Origin of the sequence: Glycomyces lechevalierae (genome assembly GCF_027622945.1) — a bacterium.
Lineage (GTDB): Bacteria > Actinomycetota > Actinomycetes > Mycobacteriales > Micromonosporaceae > Glycomyces > Glycomyces rutgersensis.
This window is the reverse complement of the sequence record NZ_JAPZVQ010000013.1, coordinates 77,802-96,800: the sequence shown is the minus strand read 5'-3', so window position 1 is coordinate 96,800 and position 18,999 is coordinate 77,802. Positions and strand designations below refer to the sequence as shown.

The 18,999-nt window shown below is 70.7% G+C and carries 21 protein-coding genes; 9 read left to right on the top strand and 12 right to left on the bottom strand.

Going from position 1 to position 18,999, the window contains the following annotated elements; translation table 11 throughout:
- Window positions 1-6: 6 nt before the first annotated feature.
- The 8 genes from O2L01_RS19040 to O2L01_RS19005 all read right to left on the bottom strand — a co-directional run bounded on the left by O2L01_RS19040 (window position 7) and on the right by O2L01_RS19005 (window position 7,349).
- The gene (locus tag O2L01_RS19040; RefSeq protein WP_270123599.1) at window positions 7-1,035 is read right to left on the bottom strand and encodes an SPFH domain-containing protein; all 1,029 of its coding nucleotides are present in this window, start codon (window positions 1,033-1,035) and stop codon (window positions 7-9) included.
- 100 nt (window positions 1,036-1,135) lie between these two features.
- On the bottom strand, window positions 1,136-1,582 hold the full coding sequence (locus tag O2L01_RS19035; protein WP_270123598.1) for an NfeD family protein: 447 nt from the start codon (window positions 1,580-1,582) through the stop codon (window positions 1,136-1,138).
- Between the two features lie 87 nt (window positions 1,583-1,669).
- Window positions 1,670-2,710, bottom strand: a complete 1,041-nt coding sequence (locus O2L01_RS19030; protein WP_344469095.1) for a ferrochelatase — start codon at window positions 2,708-2,710, stop codon at window positions 1,670-1,672.
- 19 nt (window positions 2,711-2,729) lie between these two features.
- A complete protein-coding gene (fabI, locus tag O2L01_RS19025) occupies window positions 2,730-3,512 on the bottom strand; it encodes an enoyl-ACP reductase FabI (RefSeq protein WP_270123596.1) in 783 nt (260 codons plus the stop codon).
- Window positions 3,513-3,561: 49 nt separating this feature from the next.
- Window positions 3,562-4,266 (bottom strand): beta-ketoacyl-ACP reductase, encoded by a 705-nt coding sequence (locus O2L01_RS19020; protein WP_270123595.1) that lies wholly within the window; start codon window positions 4,264-4,266, stop codon window positions 3,562-3,564.
- 108 nt (window positions 4,267-4,374) lie between these two features.
- Window positions 4,375-5,325, bottom strand: coding sequence for a VWA domain-containing protein (locus O2L01_RS19015; protein WP_270123594.1), 951 nt, complete (start codon window positions 5,323-5,325; stop codon window positions 4,375-4,377).
- Between the two features lie 33 nt (window positions 5,326-5,358).
- On the bottom strand, window positions 5,359-6,252 hold the full coding sequence (locus tag O2L01_RS19010) for a DUF58 domain-containing protein (protein WP_270123593.1): 894 nt from the start codon (window positions 6,250-6,252) through the stop codon (window positions 5,359-5,361).
- Between the two features lie 14 nt (window positions 6,253-6,266).
- Window positions 6,267-7,349: an AAA family ATPase gene (locus tag O2L01_RS19005; protein WP_270123592.1), complete on the bottom strand. Its 1,083-nt coding sequence runs from the start codon at window positions 7,347-7,349 to the stop codon at window positions 6,267-6,269.
- A 383-nt stretch (window positions 7,350-7,732) separates the two neighbouring features.
- Here O2L01_RS19005 and O2L01_RS19000 point away from each other — a divergent pair, with 383 nt between their 5' ends.
- From O2L01_RS19000 to O2L01_RS18985, 4 genes are all read left to right on the top strand, one after another.
- Window positions 7,733-8,296, top strand: coding sequence for an alpha/beta hydrolase (locus O2L01_RS19000; RefSeq protein WP_270123591.1), 564 nt, complete (start codon window positions 7,733-7,735; stop codon window positions 8,294-8,296).
- Window positions 8,297-8,420: 124 nt separating this feature from the next.
- Complete coding sequence (locus O2L01_RS18995) at window positions 8,421-8,633, top strand: hypothetical protein (protein ID WP_270123590.1); 213 nt, start codon at window positions 8,421-8,423, stop codon at window positions 8,631-8,633.
- A gap of 22 nt (window positions 8,634-8,655) precedes the next feature.
- Entirely contained in the window at window positions 8,656-9,162 is a 507-nt protein-coding gene (locus O2L01_RS18990; protein ID WP_270123589.1) for a PH domain-containing protein, read from the top strand.
- On the top strand, window positions 9,159-10,601 hold the full coding sequence (locus tag O2L01_RS18985; RefSeq protein WP_270123588.1) for a PH domain-containing protein: 1,443 nt from the start codon (window positions 9,159-9,161) through the stop codon (window positions 10,599-10,601). The genes O2L01_RS18990 and O2L01_RS18985 overlap by 4 nt, the downstream gene beginning before the upstream one ends.
- A 93-nt stretch (window positions 10,602-10,694) precedes the next feature.
- On the opposite strand, the gene hisG is transcribed toward O2L01_RS18985, so the two are convergent.
- On the bottom strand, window positions 10,695-11,540 hold the full coding sequence (gene hisG, locus O2L01_RS18980; RefSeq protein ID WP_270123587.1) for an ATP phosphoribosyltransferase: 846 nt from the start codon (window positions 11,538-11,540) through the stop codon (window positions 10,695-10,697).
- A 23-nt stretch (window positions 11,541-11,563) separates the two neighbouring features.
- Window positions 11,564-11,827 carry a phosphoribosyl-ATP diphosphatase gene (locus O2L01_RS18975; RefSeq protein ID WP_270123586.1) on the bottom strand — a complete coding sequence of 88 codons (264 nt, stop codon included), beginning with the start codon at window positions 11,825-11,827 and terminating at the stop codon, window positions 11,564-11,566.
- 253 nt (window positions 11,828-12,080) lie between these two features.
- Between O2L01_RS18975 and O2L01_RS18970 the strand changes: the two genes are divergently transcribed.
- Window positions 12,081-12,788, top strand: coding sequence for a GH12 family glycosyl hydrolase domain-containing protein (locus O2L01_RS18970; protein WP_270123585.1), 708 nt, complete (start codon window positions 12,081-12,083; stop codon window positions 12,786-12,788).
- Between the two features lie 105 nt (window positions 12,789-12,893).
- Window positions 12,894-13,274, top strand: coding sequence for a hypothetical protein (locus tag O2L01_RS18965; protein WP_270123584.1), 381 nt, complete (start codon window positions 12,894-12,896; stop codon window positions 13,272-13,274).
- Between the two features lie 14 nt (window positions 13,275-13,288).
- Here the strand turns inward: O2L01_RS18965 and O2L01_RS18960 are convergent, their stop codons facing one another.
- The gene (locus tag O2L01_RS18960) at window positions 13,289-15,019 is read right to left on the bottom strand and encodes a glycoside hydrolase family 2 protein (protein WP_270123583.1); all 1,731 of its coding nucleotides are present in this window, start codon (window positions 15,017-15,019) and stop codon (window positions 13,289-13,291) included.
- A 76-nt stretch (window positions 15,020-15,095) separates the two neighbouring features.
- Complete coding sequence (locus tag O2L01_RS18955) at window positions 15,096-15,830, bottom strand: SbtR family transcriptional regulator (protein WP_270123582.1); 735 nt, start codon at window positions 15,828-15,830, stop codon at window positions 15,096-15,098.
- A gap of 109 nt (window positions 15,831-15,939) precedes the next feature.
- Here O2L01_RS18955 and O2L01_RS18950 point away from each other — a divergent pair, with 109 nt between their 5' ends.
- The 3 genes from O2L01_RS18950 (at window position 15,940) to O2L01_RS18940 (ending at window position 18,900) form a co-directional block, all read left to right on the top strand.
- Window positions 15,940-16,851 (top strand): NmrA family NAD(P)-binding protein, encoded by a 912-nt coding sequence (locus tag O2L01_RS18950; RefSeq protein WP_270123581.1) that lies wholly within the window; start codon window positions 15,940-15,942, stop codon window positions 16,849-16,851.
- 119 nt (window positions 16,852-16,970) lie between these two features.
- On the top strand, window positions 16,971-18,419 hold the full coding sequence (locus tag O2L01_RS18945) for an ArnT family glycosyltransferase (RefSeq protein WP_270123580.1): 1,449 nt from the start codon (window positions 16,971-16,973) through the stop codon (window positions 18,417-18,419).
- A gap of 55 nt (window positions 18,420-18,474) precedes the next feature.
- Window positions 18,475-18,900, top strand: a complete 426-nt coding sequence (locus tag O2L01_RS18940) for an ester cyclase (protein WP_270123579.1) — start codon at window positions 18,475-18,477, stop codon at window positions 18,898-18,900.
- Window positions 18,901-18,999: the final 99 nt, after the last annotated feature.

The window sequence follows — 18,999 nt, the reverse complement described above, 5'->3', positions numbered from 1 at the left end:
GTCGTCTTAGACGGGCGGGAGTTCGTTCTTCGCCTTGCCTTCGCCGATGTCCTGGACCTCACGAGCGGCCTGCTGGGCCGCTTCGAGGGCCTGGGCGGCGGAGTCGTCGAGTTCGAGGGCGCTGGTGTCGACCTCGACCTCTTCCTCCTCTTCGCCGGAGACGTCGGGAGCGCCGCCGAAGGCGTTGCCGATGCCGCCGAGGGCCTTGGTGAGCTCGGACGGGACGATCCAGACCTTGTTGGCGCTGCCCTGGGCGATGTCGGGGAGCGTCTGCAGGTACTGGTAGGTCAGGAGCCGGTCGGTGGGCTTGGCCTTGTGGATCGCCGCGAAGACGGTCTGGATGGCCTTGGCCTCACCGTCGGCGCGGAGGACCGCGGCGTCGCGCTCGCCCTTGGCGCGGAGGACGGCGGACTGCTGCTCGCCTTCGGCGTTGAGGATCGCGGCGCGCTTGGTGCCTTCGGCGTTGAGGATGGCGGCGCGGCGGTCGCGCTCGGCGCGCATCTGCTTCTCCATGGCGTCGCGGATGCTCAGCGGCGGTTCGATGGAGCGCAGTTCGACGCGGGTGACCTTGAGGCCCCACTTGTCCGTGGCCTTGTCGAGCTCGGCGGCGAGGCGGGCGTTGATCTCCTCGCGGCTGGTGAGCGTCTTCTCCAGGTCCAGCGAGCCGACGACGTTGCGGAGGGTGGTGGTGGTGAGCTGCTCGACGCCGGCCAGGTAGTCGTCGATGTTGTACACGGCCGCGGTGGGCTGCGTGATGATGTAGTACAGGACGGTGTCGATCTGCACGCCGAGGTTGTCGGCGGTGATCACCGGCTGGGGCGGGAAGTTGACGACGCGCTCGCGAAGGTCCACTTTGGCGCGCACGTTGTCGACGAACGGCACCAGGAGCCGGGGCCCGGGCTCGAGGGTGCGGCGGTACTTGCCGAGTCGCTCGATGATGTAGTTCCACTGCTGGGGAACGATCTTGATCGATCGGAAGAGCACGATGATGAAGAAGAACGCGACTATCAGCAGCAGTACGCCTACGGGATCCATGGTGTCTCAGCCTCCAGTGTCTGGGATCGGCGGGCTTTCACTTGGCTCGTTGTTCGGTTTGCGGGAAGGCTATACGGCCGCATCAAATGGGCGCCGTCAGTCAGCTCTGCTTCCAGACGATGACGGTGGCTCCCTTGATTTCTACCACTGTCACGGTGTCGCCGGGTTCCAGCGACTGGTCGGGCTCGAGGGGGAAGGCGGTCCAGTTGGCGCCTTCGATCTCGACGAGGCCGCCCTTGGTGCCGACGGTCTCGACGACGCGGGCCTGGGCGCCTTCGAGGGCGCGGGTGCCGAAGGTGCGGTGGGCCTGGTCGGCGCCGCGGTCGCTTTCGAGGGCCTGCTTGAGGAAGGGGCGGAGTCCGACGATGGAGGCGATGGATCCGGTCCCGAAGAGCACGGCTTGGAGCCAGAAGGGGGCGCCGAGGGCGGCGCCCACGCCCGCGAGGACGGCGCCGACGCCGACCATGGCGAGGACGAGGGTGCCGGTGAAGAGCTCGATGGCGCCGAGGATCACAGCGGCGATGATCCAATAGAAGACGGGTTCCACATGTCAAGCATGTCATGCGGAAGCCACCTGCGGTGACTACGGTGCGGGCCCGCGTCCCCTGGTGGGGGCGCGGGCCCGGATACCGGTCTAGCGGGTGCGGCTCTTCTCGGGCGCCGGTGGCCTGCGGGCGGGGCAGCAGCCCTCGACCGTCGGGTCCCAGACGGGGAGCTTGCCGAGGCGCTGCAGGGGCGCGCCCTGGACGCGTTCGGCGACGAGGTCGCGGAACATGCCGACGATGTCGGCGCCGACCTCGGGCGTGCCGGCCCTGAGGTAGCGCAGGCCCAGCTCGGCGGCGGTGTCCTTGGCTTCGTTGTCGAGGTCCCAGAGCACCTCGATGTGGTCGGAGAGGAAGCCGACGGGGCTGACCACGACGGTGTCGACGCCTTCGGAGGCGAGGACCTTGAGGTGGTCGTTGATGTCGGGCGCGAGCCACGGCATCGCGGGCGGGCCCGAGCGGGACTGCCAGACGACGTCGAAGGGCCCGGTCCAGCCGGCGTGCTCGGCGACGAGCGCGGCGGCCTCGGCGACCTGGTCGGAGTAGCGGGCGCCTTCGGGGCCCGAGCACTCGTCCATGACGTCCGGGATCGAGTGGGCGGTGAAGACCACGCGGGTGTTCGACCGGTCCTCGATCTCGGCGAGGCTCTTCTCGAGCTGCTTGGCGAAGCCGCCGACGAAGCCCGGGTGGTCGAAGAAGTGCCGGATCTTGTCGATCACCGGTGCGGTGTCGCCGACGGCGGCGCGCGCGGCGTTGATGTCCTCCACGTACTGGCGGCACGAGGAGTACGAGCCGTAGGCGCTGGTGCAGAGGGCGAGGGCGCGCTTGACGCCGTCGCCGGTCATCTGGGTGACGGCGTCGACGAGCATCGGCGGCCAGTTGCGGTTGCCCCAGTAGATCGGCAGGTCGATCCCGCTGACGCGGAACTCCTGGCGGAGCGCGTCGAGGACCTCGCGGCACCACTGGTTGATCGGCGAGATCCCGCCGAAGTGGTAGTAGTGCTCGGCGACCTCGGCGAGGCGCTCGTCGGGGATGCCGCGGCCGCGGGTGACGTTGCGCAGGAACGGCAGCACGTCGCTGGGGCCTTCCGGTCCGCCGAACGAGACGAGCAGGACGGCGTCGTAACCGTTCATCGTGGTCATGGCGGCTCCGCTACTTCTCGGTGCGCTCGACCCCGACGGCGTGGAAGCCGCCGTCGACGTGCAGGATCTCGCCGCTGGTGGCCGGGAAGAGGTCTGACAGGAGCGCCGCGCAGGCCTTGGCGACCGGCTCGGAGTCGGTGAGGGACCAGCCGAGCGGGGCGCGGGTCGTCCACGCCTCCTCGAAGGCCTCGAAGCCCGGGATGGACTTGGCGGCCATGGTGCGCTGCGGGCCCGCGGACACGAGGTTGACGCGGATGCCCTTGGGGCCCAGGTCGCGCGCGAGGTAGCGGTTGGCGGACTCGAGGCCGGCCTTGGCGACGCCCATCCAGTCGTAGACGGGCCAGGCCTGGCTTGCGTCGAAGGTGAGGCCGACGATGGAGCCTCCGTTCCCCATCAGCGGCAGGCAGGCCATGGCGAGGGCCTTGTAGGAGAAGGTCGAGACCTGGAGCGCGGTCGCGACGTCCTCCCACGGGGTGTTGAGGAAGTTCCCGCCGAGCGCCGACGGCGGGGCGTAGGCGATGGCGTGCAGGACGCCGTCGATGCCGTCGACGTGCTCGCGGACCTTGGCCTCGAGCCCGGCGAGCTGCTCGGGGTCGGTGGCGTCGAGCTCGATGACGGGGGCGGGGGTGGGGAGCTTCTTGGCGATCCGCTCGACCAGGGACATGCGCCCGAAGCCGGTGAGGACCACTTCGGCGCCCTGCTCCTGCGCGTACTTCGCGACGCCGAAGCCGAGGGACTGCTCGGTGATCACCCCGGTGATGAGCAGTCGTTTGCCGTCCAAGAATCCAGTCATCTGTTCCTCCGTCGTTATTCGTGCTTGCAATCAGTGTGGCCCGTGGGGCCTAGTGGCCCATGCCGAGGCCGCCGTCGACGGGGATGACCGCGCCGTTGACGTAGGCGGCGTTGTCGCCCGCGAGCCAGGTGACGGCGCCGGCGATCTCCTCGGCGGTGGCGAAGCGCTTGGCGGGGATGGAGTCGAGGTACGCCTTGCGCTGGGCCTCGGGGAGCGCGTCGGTCATGTCGGTCTGGACGAACCCGGGGGCGACGACGTTCGCGGTGATGTTGCGCGAGCCGAGTTCGCGGGTGATGGAGCGGCTGAGGCCGACCAGGCCGGCCTTGGACGCGGCGTAGTTGGTCTGCCCGGCGTTGCCGTAGAGGCCGACGACCGAGGAGATGAAGATCATGCGGCCGAACTTGGCGCGCAGCATCTTCGAGGAGGCGCGCTTGGCGACGCGCCACGCGCCCTTGAGGTTCGTGTCGACGACCCGCTCGAACTGGTCCTCGCTCATGCGGAGCAGGAGGGTGTCGTCGGTGATGCCGGCGTTGGCGACGAGGATCTCGACGGGACCGAACTTGTCCTCGACCTCGGTGAACGCGGCGTCGACCGAGGCGGTGTCGGTGATGTCGCACTGGACGCCGTAGAGCCCGTCGGGGGCGCCGGTGCCGCGGTGGGTGACGGCGACGTTGTCGCCCTGGGCCGCGAAGGCTTGGGCGATAGCGAGACCGATCCCGCGATTGCCTCCGGTGACGAGGACCGTGCGCGCCATTGTTCGAACTCCTCAGTTTTCTTTGTATGAAGCCACCGACGATCGTAGCGACGGGCCCGTTCGGGAGCGAAGGGGCCTTCACGGACGGTGTGGCACTCGACTCACGGGTCAGGTGAGTCGCGAGGTCCAGGCGAGGCTGAGGCCGGCCGCCGCGAACAGGAGGATCATCGCGGTGCCGATGAACCACTGCGAGACGTCCTGCGCGATGGTCTGGTGCGCGAGGGAGGACTCCATGTCCTCGTAGACCGAGCGGAGCTGCTCGGCGGTGACGGCCTCGTAGAAGTTCCCGCCGGTGCCTTCGGCGAGGGCGGCGAGGGCTTCGCGGTCGACGGGGACGGAGACGAGCTCCTGGTCGAGTTCGATCACGCCCTCGTCGGTGCCGAACGCGACCGTGGAGACGGGGATGTTCGCGGCCGCGGCGGACTCGGTGGCCTCCTCGACGGTGCGCCCGGCCGTGCGGTAGCCGTCGGACATGAGGAGGACGCGCGCGGGCGGGAGCGTGCCGGACTCGTCGGCGGGGACCTGCTGGACGGCCTGGAGGGAGGCGAAGACCGCTTCACCGGTGGCAGTGGCCTCGGCGAGGTTGAGGCCGAGGATCGCGGTGGCGACGCTCGCGTGGTCCTTGGTGGGCGGCACGTTGACCGAGGCGAAGCCGGCGAAGGAGACGAGGCCGACGTTGTACTGCGCGGGCAGGTCGTTGACGAACCCGGCGGCGGCCTCCTTGGCGGCCTCGATGCGGGTCGGCGACACGTCTTCGGACATCATGGACAGTGAGACGTCGAGGGCGAGGATGATCGTGGCCCGCTCCTGCGGCTCGTCGACGTCGACGGCGGGGCGGGTCATGCCGCCCACGAGCACCGCCAGCGCGATCACGAGGAGCCCGGCGGGGAGGTGGCGGCGCCAGCCGGGGATCTTCGGCACGAGTTTGGCCAGGAGCGAGGCGTTGGCGAACCTGACGGCGATCCGCTTGCGGGCGAACTGGGCCCAGACGTAGACCGCGGCGAGCGCGGCGACGGGGATGAGCGCCAGGAGCCACATCGGTTCGAGCAGGCGGATCAACGGTTCTCCTTGTGTCGGTACGTTTTCGTGGCGCTAGCGATAGGCGGCGAGGTGGCGGCGCTGCGCAATGAACGCGGCGATGTCGCGCAGCCAGTCCGAGCCGGTCGAGAGGCGCAGGTGGGCGGCGCCGCCGGAGCGGATGCCCGCGGCGATGCGGCGGCGCTGCTCGGCGGCGGCCTCGGCGTAGCGGGCCCGGAAGCGGGCGTTGCCGGTCTGGACTTCGACGGTGGCGCCGGTCTCGGGGTCCATCAGGTCGAGGACGCCGACGTCGGGGAGGGCGAGCTCGGCGGGGTCGAGGATCTCGACGCAGAGCACCTGTTGGCGGACGGCGAGGCGGCGCAGTTCGCGGGGCCAGTCGCTCGGGTGGTCCTCGTCTTCGAGGAAGTCCGAGATGACGACGGCGAGGCCGCGGCGGCGGGCGTGGCGGCGGGTCTTGTCGATGAGTTCGGCGAGGTCGCCTGCGCCTTCCCCTCGCGGGAGCGTGGTGACCGTGCGCAGGAGTGAGCGGGCGCCGCCGCGGCCGGGGCGCGGCGGGATGGCCTTCGCGGGGCCGCCTTCGGTGACGACCGCGCCGATGCGGTTGCCGCCGCGTCCGGCGAGGTACGCGAAGGCGGCGACGGCGCCTTCGGCGAGTTCGCGCTTGAGCATGCCGACGGTGCCGAAGTCGAGGCTCGGCGAGAGGTCGACGGCGAGCCAGGTCTCGAGTTCGCGGTCGGCGATGGTGGTGCGCACGTGCGGCACGGTGGTGCGGGCGGTGACGGGCCAGTCCATGCGCCGCACGTCGTCGCCGGCGCGGTACTCGCGGGCCTCGCCGGGCTCGGAGCCGGCCCCGGGCAGCAGGCCCAGGTAGTCGCCGTGCAGGAGCCCGTCGAGGCGGCGGGTGACGTTGAGCTGCAGCCGGTCGAGGGCGCGCAGGTCGTGTTCCACGGGAGCCGTGGTCCTCACCAGGCGCCCGGCTGCTGCGGCTGGAGCGGTTCGGGGCTGCGCGGCGCGGCGTCCTGGCGCGGGCTCACGGTGGGGGCCGGGACGGCCGCGAGGAGCTGGCCCACGAGCTGGTCGGTGACCACGCCGTCGGCCATGGCGTCGTAGGAGAGCACGAGGCGGTGGCGCAGCACGTCCGGCGCGATGTCGTCGAGGTCCTGCGGGAGGGCGTAGTCGCGGCCGCGCAGGAGCGCGATGGCGCGGGTGGCGCGGATGAGGCCGAGCGAGGCGCGGGGGCTGGCCCCGTACTGGATGTGGCGGCTGATGCCGCCGAGGCCGGCCTGCGCGGGGTTGCGGGTGGCCATGACGATGCGCACGGCGTAGTCGACGAGGGCGTTGTGGATGAACACGCCGTCGGCGGCCTGCTGGAGGCGCAGGAGGTCGTCGGTGTCGAGGATGCGCTCGGGCACGGGCGAGTCGACGCCCATGCGGAAGACGATCTCGCGTTCTTCGGCGTCGGTGGGGTAGCCGACGTTGACCTTGAAGAGGAAGCGGTCGCGCTGCGCCTCGGGCAGCGGGTAGACGCCTTCCTGCTCGATCGGGTTCTGGGTGGCCATGACCAGGAACGGCTTGGGCAGCACGTGGGTCTGCCCGCCGATGGAGATGCGGCCCTCGGCCATCACCTCGAGCATCGCGGACTGGACTTTCGCGGGGGCGCGGTTGATCTCGTCGGCGAGCACGAAGTTGGTGTAGACCGGGCCGAGCTCGACGTCGAAGGCCTCGCTGGACTGGCGGTAGATGCGCGTGCCCACGATGTCGGCGGGCACGAGGTCGGGGGTGAACTGGATGCGCTGGAAGTCGGCGCCCACGACGCGGGCCATGGTCTCGACGGCGAGGGTCTTGGCGACGCCGGGCACGCCTTCGATGAGGCAGTGGCCGCGGGCGAGCAGCGCGGCGAACATGCGCTCGACGAGGGCGTCCTGGCCGACGATGACCTTCTTGATCTCGAACAGCGCCTTCTCCAGCAGGGCGGCGTTCTCCGCCGGAGTGGTGGTCGCGGCCCGGTTTGAGCGGTCTGAACGGTCGGCCTCGGCTGATCCCATGTCGGCTCCTGCCCGTGTGGTTCGGTCTGGTGCTGTCGATACTAATTCGCCCGTTCGAGGATGGCAGCGGGCCGCACGGACCCGCGCGCCGCGCCCGCACCGGCATTTGTCGGGAACCCGACACTTCTCGCCGAACCCCTTGCGGCGCAGGGGGTCTACACTGCCGCGGCACTCCTGCGGCAAACGGAAAGGCGGTATTTGCCCAGGAGCGTGACACGCCGCGCGGATTCAATCCGTTGCTGCGAAATGTCGGAGCGCTATGCTTTCACCAACCCGCACGACTTCCCCCGTGGTCGTGCGGGTCTTTTGCTGCCCGGAGGGTTGCTTTGCGCGGGCTTTCCGGAGGAGGCGCACAGGGCCCGACCGGCACTAGAATTCCTCACATGCCCCGCCGCCGCCAGGCCCTGCTCCTACCTGGACGCAACTACAGCGTCCAAGGGCCGCTGCTGATGTACACCCACGTGGCCCTGCAGTCCCGTGGCGCCCATACGTATCCGCTCGTATGGAAGGGCGTCGACCGGCTCGCGGCCGACGAGCACGCGATGATCGAGGGCGTGTGCGAGCAGACCGAGGCCGTGCTCGACCGGGTCCACAACGACGACCCGCCGCTGCTCATCGGCAAGTCCCTCGGCACGGCCGCCGCGGTCCTCGCGGCGCACCACGGGCTCCCGGCGATCTGGTTCACGCCGTTCCTGCAGCACTACCCGATCGTGCAGGCCCTGCGCCGCTCGACCGCCCCGTACCTGCTCGTGGGCGGCACCGCCGACCCGGCGTGGAACACGGCGCTGGCGCGCGAGCTGCCCGGCGAGGTCTGCGAGGTGGCCGGCGCCGACCACGGCATGTTCATCCGGGGCCGGCCGCTGGTCGAGTCGGCGCACGCGATGGCGGACGTGATCGAGGCCGTGGAGGCGTTCATCGACACCGCAGTGTGGCCCCGCTCGGGATGAGGCTGTGGCTTTCACGGCTCGCGGGCGCCGCGACGGGACGCGTCTACGGCTCGCCGGCGTCGCCACAGAACACATTTACGGCTCGCCGGCGTCGCCGAGGCAGAGCGTGGCGGACAATCGCGCTGTGACCTCAGAGCCGGAAACGCCGTCCGAAGCGCCGATCTGCTCCTCCCGCGGATGCCGCAGCGAGGCGACCTGGATGCTGCTGTGGCGCAACCCGCGCATCCACGGCTCCGACCGCGTGAAGCGCTGGGCCGCGTGCGACGAGCACGAGCCGGTCCTGCGCGAATTCCTCACGGCACGCGGATTCCCTTGCGAGACCCAGAGGTTGACGTGATCCGGCGTGGAATGATCGAGCGATGAACGCGAGAGCGGTCCCGGTGTGGGACCTGTGGCCGGACGGGATCTCCTGGCAGCCGATGTCGCCGACGCTGCGCACGGTGTGGGTGCTGCGGAGCCTGCTCAACGTGCTCATCCTGGCCGTGATCGCGGCGGTCCCGCTGACGATCTGGCTCGGCTGGGACGGCCTGCTGTGGGCCCTCGGCGGTTACGTCGTCCTCGCGGGGCTCCGGGCGCTCGCCGTCTCACGCACCGTGCGCACCTGGGGCTACGCCGAACGCGACCAGGACCTCCTGGTGCGCCACGGGCTCCTGACGCGTCGGCTGAGCATCGTCCCCTACGGCCGCATCCAGCTCATCGACCTCTCCGCCGGGCCCGTCGAGCGGATGTTCGGGCTCACGACGGTGCAGGTGCGCACCGCCGCGCTCGGCTCGAACACCGAAGTGCCCGGGCTCGATCCGCTGGTGGCGGCCGCGCTGCGCGACCGGCTCGCCGTCCGCGCCGCCGAGGTCCGGGAGGGCCTGTGAGCGCGGAGGCCGGGCCGGTCCACGGCGACGAGCCCGCTCCCCCGCTGTCCCCCGCGCCCTACGGGCCGGTGCCCTACGCGCCGAGCGCGCCGCCTGAAGGCGTGCAGCGCCAGCGCCTGCACCCGCTCACGCCGCTGCTGGAGAGCGTCAGGTTCCTCACGGCCGCAGCGGCTGCGGTGGGCCTGCAGATGTTCACCTCGCGAAACTTCCTGTTCGCGGTGTACGCGGCGGTGGCGGCGGCGGTCGTGGGCGGCATCGCGAGCCTCATCGCGCTGCAGTTCCGGGGGTTCGTGATCTGGGGCCGGGAACTGCACATCTACGGGGGCGTGTTCACGCGCAGCCACCGCACGGTGCCGCTGGACCGGCTGCAGTCGGTGGACCTGGTGCGCCCGCTGCGGGCGCGCGTGTTCGGCTTGGCGCAGTTGAACATCGAGGTCGCCGGCGGCGATGGGACGGACGCGAGGCTCGCGTACCTGAAGCACGACCGGGCGCTGGAGCTGCGGTCGGAACTGCTGTCGATCGCGGGCCGTCCCGGGGCGGCGCCGCAGACCGCTGTCGAGTCCACTGAGGAGGCTCCAGCGGCGGGGCCGGCACCACTGGTGCCGCCGGTGACGGTGCGCAAGCTCGCGGTCGCGTCGCTGCTCGAGGCGCTGCCGGTGCAGTTGACGGCGCTGCTGGTCTTCGGGACCGCGTTCGCGGTCACCGGGTCGATCTTCGGGTTCACGCAGGTGGCAACGGCGCTGTGGTTCGGGTTCTTCGCCCCGGCGCTCCTGGGCTACCTGCAGAGCACGGTCCAGATGGTGAACCGGTTCCTGCGCAACTGCCGGTTCCGGATCACCCGCGACGGCGGGAACCTGCTCATCGAGCGGGGCCTGACGGACACCAGCCACGAGACGGTCCCGGTGGACCGGGTGACCGCCGTGAGCTTCGACGAGCCGATCCTGTGGCGGCGCAAGGACTGGCGGCGCGTCGAGGTGTGGACGGCGGCGGTGGCGCAGAGCGCAGCGGTCGTCAAGTCGACGACGGCGCTGCCGGTCGGCACCCCGGATGAGGTCTCGACGGTGGCCGCCGAGGCGGTGCCGGAGCTTTCGTCGGTGTTCGCGGTGGAGCAGCCGCCGCGCCGGGCGCGGTGGCGGATGCCGTTGCGCTGGAAGCGGACCGGTGCCCTGCTGGACGAGAAGGTGTTCGTGGTCCGGCACGGCTGGTGGGTGAACACCTATGCGGCCGTGCCGTACGCGCGGATCCAGTCGGTGCGGGTCGTGCAGGGGCCGATCCAGCGGATGCAGGGGCTCGCCTCCGTGCACGCGATGACGGCCGGGGGCGTCGGGCACACGGCGACGGCGGCGCACCGCGACGTCGTCGAGGCCGTCGCGATGGCCGCCGAACTGCGCAAGCGGGCCGATGCGGCCGCGGCGCTGGAAGCGCCGCGGCTCAGCTGACAAGTCGGACTAAAGCCGGCGGACGCCAGGACCTTGCCTAGAGCTGGCAGGCGCCGGAGCCTTGCCTAAAGCCGGCAGGCACCAGACCCTTGCCTAAAGCCGGCAGGCGTCGATGTTCGAGGCAAGGATGCCGCGGGCGCCGATCTCGTAGAGGGCGTCCATGACCCGGTGGAGGTCGGCGCGCTCGGTCATCGACTGGACCGCGACCCACCCTTCCCGATGCAGCGGCGAGACCGTCGGCGATTCGATGCCGGGGGTCAGTTCGACCGCGGCCTCGAGGAGTTCGGCGCGCACGTCGTAGGCGAGCATCACGTACGAGCGGGCCACGAGCACGCCGCGGAGGCGGCGCAGCAGCAGCTCGACGGCCGGGGCCTCGCCGTTGCCGGCCTTGCGGACAAGGACGGCCTCGGAGCGCATGATCGGGTCGCCGAAGACGGCGAGCCCGGCCTGCTTGAGGGTCGTGCCGGTCTCGACCACGTCGGCGATCGCGTCCGCGACGCCGAGGGCGATCGCGTTCTCGACCGCGCCCGCGAGCTTCACGATCTCGGCCTTCACGCCGTGCTTCTCGAGGTCGCTGCGCACGACCCCCGGGAAGGAGGTCGCGATGCGCTTGCCGTCGAGGCCCGCGACCGAGTCGACGGTGCCCGGGCGGGCGGCGTAGCGGAACGTGGAGCGGCCGAAGCCGAGCGCCAGGACCTCTTCGACCTGCTCGCCGGAGTTGACGGCGAGATCCTGGCCGGTGATGCCGAGGTCGAGGTCGCCGGAGGCGACGTAGGTGGCGATGTCGCTGGGGCGCAGGTAGAAGAACTCGACGCCGTTGGCGGTGTCGAGGGACTGGAGGTCGCGGCTGGAGCCGCGCTGGCGGTAACCCGCCTCGGTGAGCATGTCGGTGGCGCCCTGGGAGAGCGATCCCTTGTTGGGCACGGCGATGCGGAGCATGCGGATGGGCCTTTCGGAAGCGGTTAGAGGTACCGGTACACGTCGTCGAGGGTGATGCCGCGGGCGACCATCATCACCTGGAGGTGGTAGAGGAGCTGGGAGATCTCCTCGGCCGCGGCCTCGTCCGACTCGTATTCGGCGGCCATCCAGACCTCGGCCGCCTCTTCGACGATCTTCTTGCCGATGGCATGGACGCCGGCGTCGAGTTGGGCGACGGTGCCCGACCCGGCGGGTCGGGTGGCGGCTTTGTCGGCGAGTTCGGCGTAGAGCTGCTCGAAGGTCTTCACGGCCGGAATTCTACGTGGCGGGCCTGACCGGGGCGACCGCGAACCGCCCGGTCGCACCACTGGCCGGGACGGTGAGACGGGCGTCGCACCCGAATCCGGCGTTTCACCGCAGGAGCGGCCTTCCGGGCGTGACCGGAATAGGGGGCGTATGGGATCTAGACATTAATTGGGTCGCATGCTCTAATTAACGCATCGACATTCCTCAAAGTCTTGTCGATGCTGACAACATGACCTCGAGAAAGGCGTGCCCTTCATGCGACGCAGATCGCTCCTTTCCGCCGCGCTGGCCGCTCCGCTGGCCACCGCGGGCGCCGTCGGCGCCCTCCAGTCCCCCGCGCAGGCCGCCACCTGGTCCTCCTCCGACCGGTGGGGAAGCTGGCAGAACGGCGCCTACACGCTCTACAACAACGTCTGGGGCAGCGGCTACGGCGCGCAGTCCATCTGGGCGAACTCCTACAGCAACTGGGGCGTGTGGGCCGACCACCCGAACACCGGCGGCATCAAGTCCTACCCGAACGTCTCGTACACGCTGGGGCGCACCGTCTCCAGCATGGGGAACGTCAGCAGCTCGTTCAACGCGAGCGTGCCGGGCTCCGGCTCGGGCCTGGCGTACAACACGACGTACGACGTGTGGGGCAACGGCCACGCGCACGAGATCATGATCTGGACGCAGTGGACGTCCAACGTCGGCCCCATCGGCGGGTACGTCACGAACGTGAACCTCGGCGGCCGCAACTGGAACTACCACCAGGGCCACAACGGGGCCAACCCCGTCTACAGCTTCATGGCCACCAGCCAGTTCACGAGCGGCACGGTGAACATCACGCCGATCTGCCAGTGGCTGGTCAACCAGGGCCGGATGCCCAACGTGCGGATCGATCAGATCCAGCTCGGCTGGGAGATCACCTCCTCGGCCGGCGGCAAGAACTTCAGCATCAACAGTTACTCGCTCTCGACCTAGCCTGGGCCCGAAGGCGTCTTGAACCGCGAATCCGCGTGGTTCAAGACGCCTATTCCCGCGCCGTCCTGGGTAAACTCCGAGTGACCGACTCAGGGAGGGCGCGACATGAAGTCGAAGCACGAGAAGCCGAACGACACTGAACCGGCCGGCGAGACGGACGCACTGCGGCTGTCCGACCTCGCCGAGAGCGAGGCCGCCCCGGCCGAGGCGCTCGACAGCGTCCATGACGGTGCGTACGCGCCCGACGAGGACCTCTGGCCCGCCCCGCGGAGCGTCCGGCGCGGGCTCGCCCTCGCCGCGGTCGGCGTGGTCGTGGTCGCGGCCGCCGTCATCGGCGGGAAGATCGCCTACGACCGCCGCAAGTCCGCCAAGGGCTACCGCCGCGCGGTCGCGGCGCTCGAGGACGCGCGAGACGCGCTCCTCTCAGCGGCCGCCGAGCTTCCGGAGCGCGGACGCGAGGTCCTGCACCGGGTCACCGACCGCTGAGCGAGCGCGCCGCGTCAGGCATTGTTCTCGAAGGTCCTGTCGTCGAAGGTCCTGTCGTCGAAGGCCTTGTCGTCGAGTCGCCGCCGGAAGTGCCCCTGCACGGTCCGGAACGCCTGTTTGGGGCGGCGGTACTCGTCGATGAGGCCTTTGTCGTTCACGCCGCGCGGGCGCCGGAGCAGGAACTCGCGCTGCTCGGTGGTGCGGAAGTCCCCCAGGACCCAGATCGCGAGGCCCGAGATCCGGTCCTGGCCGTCGATGATGTGGCCGGCCACGGTGTCGAGCAGGCGCGCCTGGTAGTCCTCGGTCCACAGTGAACCGATCGAGTCGTTCCAGCCGGGCACCGCGCCCGCGCCGATCTCGGAGATGATGAGCGGCTTCTCGGCGTGCCCCAAGGCGTCCACGTGCGCGGCGATCTTGTCGAGCTCGCCGGGGATGTCCGGCACGTCGGCCCAGTACCAGCCCGGGTAGGTGTTCGCGCTGACGACGTCGACCAGGTCGAAGCACTTGTCGTCGAGCGCGTTAATGGCCGCGTACGTGACCGGGCGGGTCGCGTCGAGCTCGCGCAGGCGCCCGAGCAGCCGCTCGTAGACCGGGTGGCCCGCCTCGGACCAGCTCGGACACTCGTTCAGGATGCCCCACAGGATGATCGAGGGGTGGTTGCGCGAGGCGGCGACCATCTCGTCGATGTGCGCGAGCTGCGCCTCGATGAACGCCGGGTCGGTGAGGTGCTCGACCGGGTACTGCCAGCCGATCGACTCGCACCACACGAGGATGCCGGCCTCGTCGCACAGGTCGAGGAACAGCGGGTCGAGCGGGTAGTGGCTGCCGCGCACGAAGTTGCAGCCGAGCTCCTGCAGCTGCTGCACGTCGTTGACGAGCAGTGCCTCGGGCTGGGCGTGGCCGAACTGCGGGTGGGCCTCGTGGCGGTTGACGCCCAGGAGGGTCAGCGGCTCGCCGTTGAGCGTGATGCGCCCGTTCGCGGTGGCGACCTCGCGGAGGCCGAAGCGCTCGCGCAGGTCGTCCTCGCCGAGGCGGACGCTGAGAACGCTCAGGTTCGGGTCCGCGGGCGTCCACGGTGCGGCCCAAGGGAGTTCGATGGCGCGGTCGAGGCTGCCGGCGGTGCTGAGCTCGACGTCCTCGGTGAGCACGGTCCGCCCGTCGCAGACGATCTCGAGCGGGACCGGGCCGGAAGCGTCGGCGGCGTAGTCGATCCGCACGTTCACGCGCCGGTCGGCAACCGAGGCGGTCTCGACGCGCAGGGCGTCGATCCGGACCGGGCCGAGCAGCTGCAGCTCGACGCTGCGGGAGATCCCGCCGTAGTGGTACCAGTCGAAGTGCTCCATGTGGAGCGGGGAGCGCTCGTCGAAGCGGTTGTCGACGAGGACGACGATCTCCGCTTGGCCCCCTTCGGATTCGGTCTCGGCCCAGAAGCGCGTGAAGCCGCCCGCGTGCTCGCGGATGAGGTCACCGTTCCAGTAGACGCGGGCCCAGTGCTGGACGGCGTCGAAGACGAGCCGCTGGCGGCCGGGCTCGACGTCGAGGCGGGTGCGGTAGGCGGCGAGGCCGCGCCTGCCGGCGAAGGCGGGGGTGGCGTCGAAGCAGCCGGGCACGGCGGCGACGGCGTCGAAGTCGATCCGGTCGGGCGCGACGGCGTCGGGGTCGGCCTCGCCCAGGAACGCGAAGTCCCAGATGCCGTCGAGCGCAGCGGTCGGGCGCCGCTCGTGTGTCGCGAATCTGCGGGCCATGCGGCCTCCTCGGGTGGTCTCGTCAGATGCGGGACTGATCCTAGGCGACCGGTTGCCAGAGGGGAAGAGCCTGTGACTACGCAGTCTTGCGCTTTTCGCGGAACGCCTTCTGGCGGCAGGCCGCCGAGCAGTACTTCGCGGGGCGGCCGGTCGCGGTCTCGGGGATCGGGTCCCCGCAGACCGGGCAGTTCCGTTTCGTTTCGTCACGGAGCTCGGGCAAGCGCACGGTTTCGTTACGGATCTCGGAGTTTCGTTCCGCTCGGATGCCGTCCCACATGACGCCCAGAAGCCGTTGCACGCGTGCAGGGTCCTCGGCGATGGCCGCGCAGGCCGTCAGGAGCGCCCGCACGTCCCGGGTGTCGAGGTCGGCACGCACGACACCGGCCCGCTGGGCCCGCACGAGCAGGGCCGAGAGCGGGGTGTCGACCACGCACTGCCCGCTCGCCTTCGCCGGTTCGACCCAGTCCTCGCGCGCGGCCAGCGCCTCGCAGATCGCGCGGTTGGCGAGCGCCTGGTCGGCGATGAACCGCAGGTAGCGGCGGAAGGCCTCGCCGGGATCGGCCATGGCGAGGGCCCGCTCGCCGTACTCCCCCAACTGGCTGAGCCGCTGGTCGAGGACGGTGGCGAGGAGGGCGTCCTTGGTCGGGAAGTGGCGGTAGACAGTGCCCGCGCCGACGCCGGCGGCGGTGGCGATCTCGTTGAGGGAGACGGCGGCGCCGCGCTCGGCGAAGAGGCGATCGGCGGTCTCGAGGACGTTCTGGCGGTTGCGCTGGGCGTCTGCGCGTTCGGCGCGCTGGGCTACTGCGGACACGGGGTCCCCCTCTCATGGACTCGCTTAAACGGGTGTAGTGTTCCGTTTCATCAACCGGGTTGCCGCTCCCGATAGTAGTCGGCGCACCCCGCCACCGAAAGGAACACCCATGTCCGATTCAGCGAAGACCATCCTCGTCACCGGCGCGACCGGCCGCCAGGGCGGGGCCGTCGCCGCCCGCCTGCTCGCCGACGGCTGGCACGTGCGGGCCCTCACCCGGAACCCGGAGAGCGCGAAGGCCAAGGCGCTCAAGGAGGCCGGAGCCGAAGTCGTCGCGGGCGACCTCGACGACCAGGACTCGCTCGACACGGCCGCCGCCGGCGCCTTCGGCGTCTTCAGCGTCCACGCCGGGGCGTACGAGGGCGGGCCGTACGGCCACGACCTCGGCCACGAGGCCCGCAGCGCCGCCAAGATCGGCGCCGCCGCGAAGGCCGCGGGCGCGACCCACCTCGTCCACTCGTCGTCGATCGGCGTCGGCGGCCCGCTCGAAGCGGTGATGGACATGCTGCAGCGCAAGGCCGAAGCCGAGCACGCGATCCGCGAGAGCGGCGTGCCGCACACGATCCTGCGCCCCAGCTCGTTCATGGAGAACACCTTCGACTCCTTCCGCGAACTCCAGAACGGCGCGCTCGTCTCGATCCTCAACGCGGACACGCTCGAACCCCACATCGCCGCCGCGGACATCGCCGCCTTCGCCGCGATCGCCTTCACCGACCCCGCGGCCCACGCCGGGAAGGTCTACGAGCTGGCCGGCGACAACCTCACCCAGACCGAGAAGGCCGCGCTCATCGGCCGCCTCGTCGGACGCGAAGTGCCCTACGTCGGCATCACCGCCGAACAGGTCGCCGCGGACAGCCCCTCGACCGCGAAGATGCTCGGCATCCTCAACGAGCACCCCCTGCCCGTCGACATCCCGGCGCTGCGCGCGATCCACCCCGACCTGCTCACCCTCGAGGAGTGGATGACCGGCGTCGGCAAGCCGCTGGTCGACGCGTACTTCGCGCGGATCGACGCGGCCTGACCGCACCCGGCGGCCGGGGCTCCGGTCCCGGCCGCCACGGGTGGATTGCGACGGGAGAGTTGCGCGCGTCCGTCCACTGCGGGAGGATCGTGGCCACCCCCGAATGCGAAGGCCCGCCGATGCAACTCCCTCCCCTCCACCGCGCCCACCTCGTCGCCGCCTCCGCCGTGCTCGCGACGGTGCTCGCGATCCTCAACGGCCGCTATGACTACCACCGCGACGAGCTGTACTTCCGGATGCTCGACCCCGCGTGGGGCTACGTCGACCAGCCGCCGCTCACCCCGCTGCTCGGGAAGGCCGCGACCGCGCTGCTCGGGGATTCGCTGTGGGCCTTCCGGTTCCCGTCGATCCTGTGCATGGTCGGGCTGCTGTGGATCGCGGCGCTCCTGACGCGCGAGTTCGGCGGCGGCAAGGCCGCGCAGGCGCTCTGCGTCTGGGGACTGGCGTTCGCCGGGGTCGCGCTGGCCTTCGGACACCAGTTGTCGACGAACTCGGTGGACCTCGTGGTGTGGGTCGCTGCGATCCTGTTCGCGGTCAAGGCACTGCTGCGCGACCATCCGAAATGGTGGCTCGCGGTCGGCGCGATGGCCGGGGTCGGCTTGTACAACAAGCATCTGATCGTGCTGCTGCTGTTGAGCCTCGGGCTGGCGCTGCTCGCCGTCGGGCCGCGGAAAGCGCTGCTCTCCAAGTGGCTGTGGGCCGGCGCGGGCCTGGCGCTGGTGATCGGCTCGCCGAACCTTGTCTACCAGGCGGTGAACGACTGGCCGCAATTGGAGATGGCCTCCGCGATCAACGAGACGGACGGCACCGAGAACCGGATCCTGCTGCTGCCCTTCCAGTTCCTGCTGATCGGACTGTTCCTGGTGCCGGTCTGGATCGCCGGGTTCGCGGCGCTGCTGCGCCGGCCCGAGTGGCGGCCGGTGCGGGCGCTGGCCGTCGCGTATCCGATCCTGCTGGCGATCACGCTGGTGACGGGCGGACAGTTCTACTATCCGATGGGCCTGGTCATGGCCTTGTACGCGGCCGGGTGCGTCCGGGTCGCGGCGTGGGCGGCGACGCCGGGCCGCCGCCGGACGCTGGTCGCGGGCGTGGCGCTGAACAGCGCGATCTCGGCACTCGTCGCGCTGCCGCTGCTCCCCGTCGAGGTGGTGGGCGGTACGCCGATCGCGGCGATGAACAGCTCGGTGCCCGACGGCGTCGGCTGGCAGACGTACACCGACCAGGTCGAGGCCGTGGTCGCGGCGAATCCCGAGGCCGGGGCGGTCATCACGGCGAACTACGGCGAGGCCGGGGCGCTCGTGCGGTACGGGGAGGGCCTGCCGCCGGTCTTCAGCGGCCACAACGCGCTCCACGAGTACGGTCCTCCCCCGGCGGGTCCGGACACGGTCGTCACGGTGGGCCTGGACGCCGCGGGCCTGAGCCGCCTCTTCGACTCCTGCGAGCCGGCCGCCGAGCTGGACAACGGCCTCGGTGTCGACAACGAGGAGCAGGGCGCGGTCGTGGCCGTCTGCCACGGCCCGGTCGAGGAGTGGGCACAGCTCTGGCCCGAATTCCAGCACTACGGCTGAACGGCGACGAACTCACCGGTAGCGAAGAATAATCGGGATTGAGGAGGTGAGGGCCATGGGCCAAGCCAGAGAGGTAATGGACCGGATGACCGAAACGGCCGTCGGGCAGCACGACGTCGACGCCGCCGTCGAGCTGTACAGCGACGACGCGGTCGTGATGACGCCCGACGCCGGAGCGGTCAAGGGCCACGAGAACATCGCCGAGTACTGGCACCAGTTCATCGACGCGTTCCCGGACGGCGCCTACGAGCCGATCATGAAGCTCGAATCCGACGGCAGGGCCGTCGACGAGGGGTACTTCGTGGGCACCAACACCGGTGACATGAAGACGCCCACGGGCGAGACGATCCCGGCCACCGGCAAGAAGGTGAAGCTGCGGAGCTGCGACATCGCAGTCGTCAAGGACGGCAAGATCACCGAGCATCACCTGTACTTCGACGAATCGGAGTTCATGCGGCAGATGGGGTTGACCGCACCGTGACGACCGACCTGCCGATACGCGCGCGGGGGCGGGCGGGGGGGGGGGGGGCGCGGGCCGGGGGGGGGGGGGGGGGGGGGGGGCGGCGGGGCCGGCCCCCCC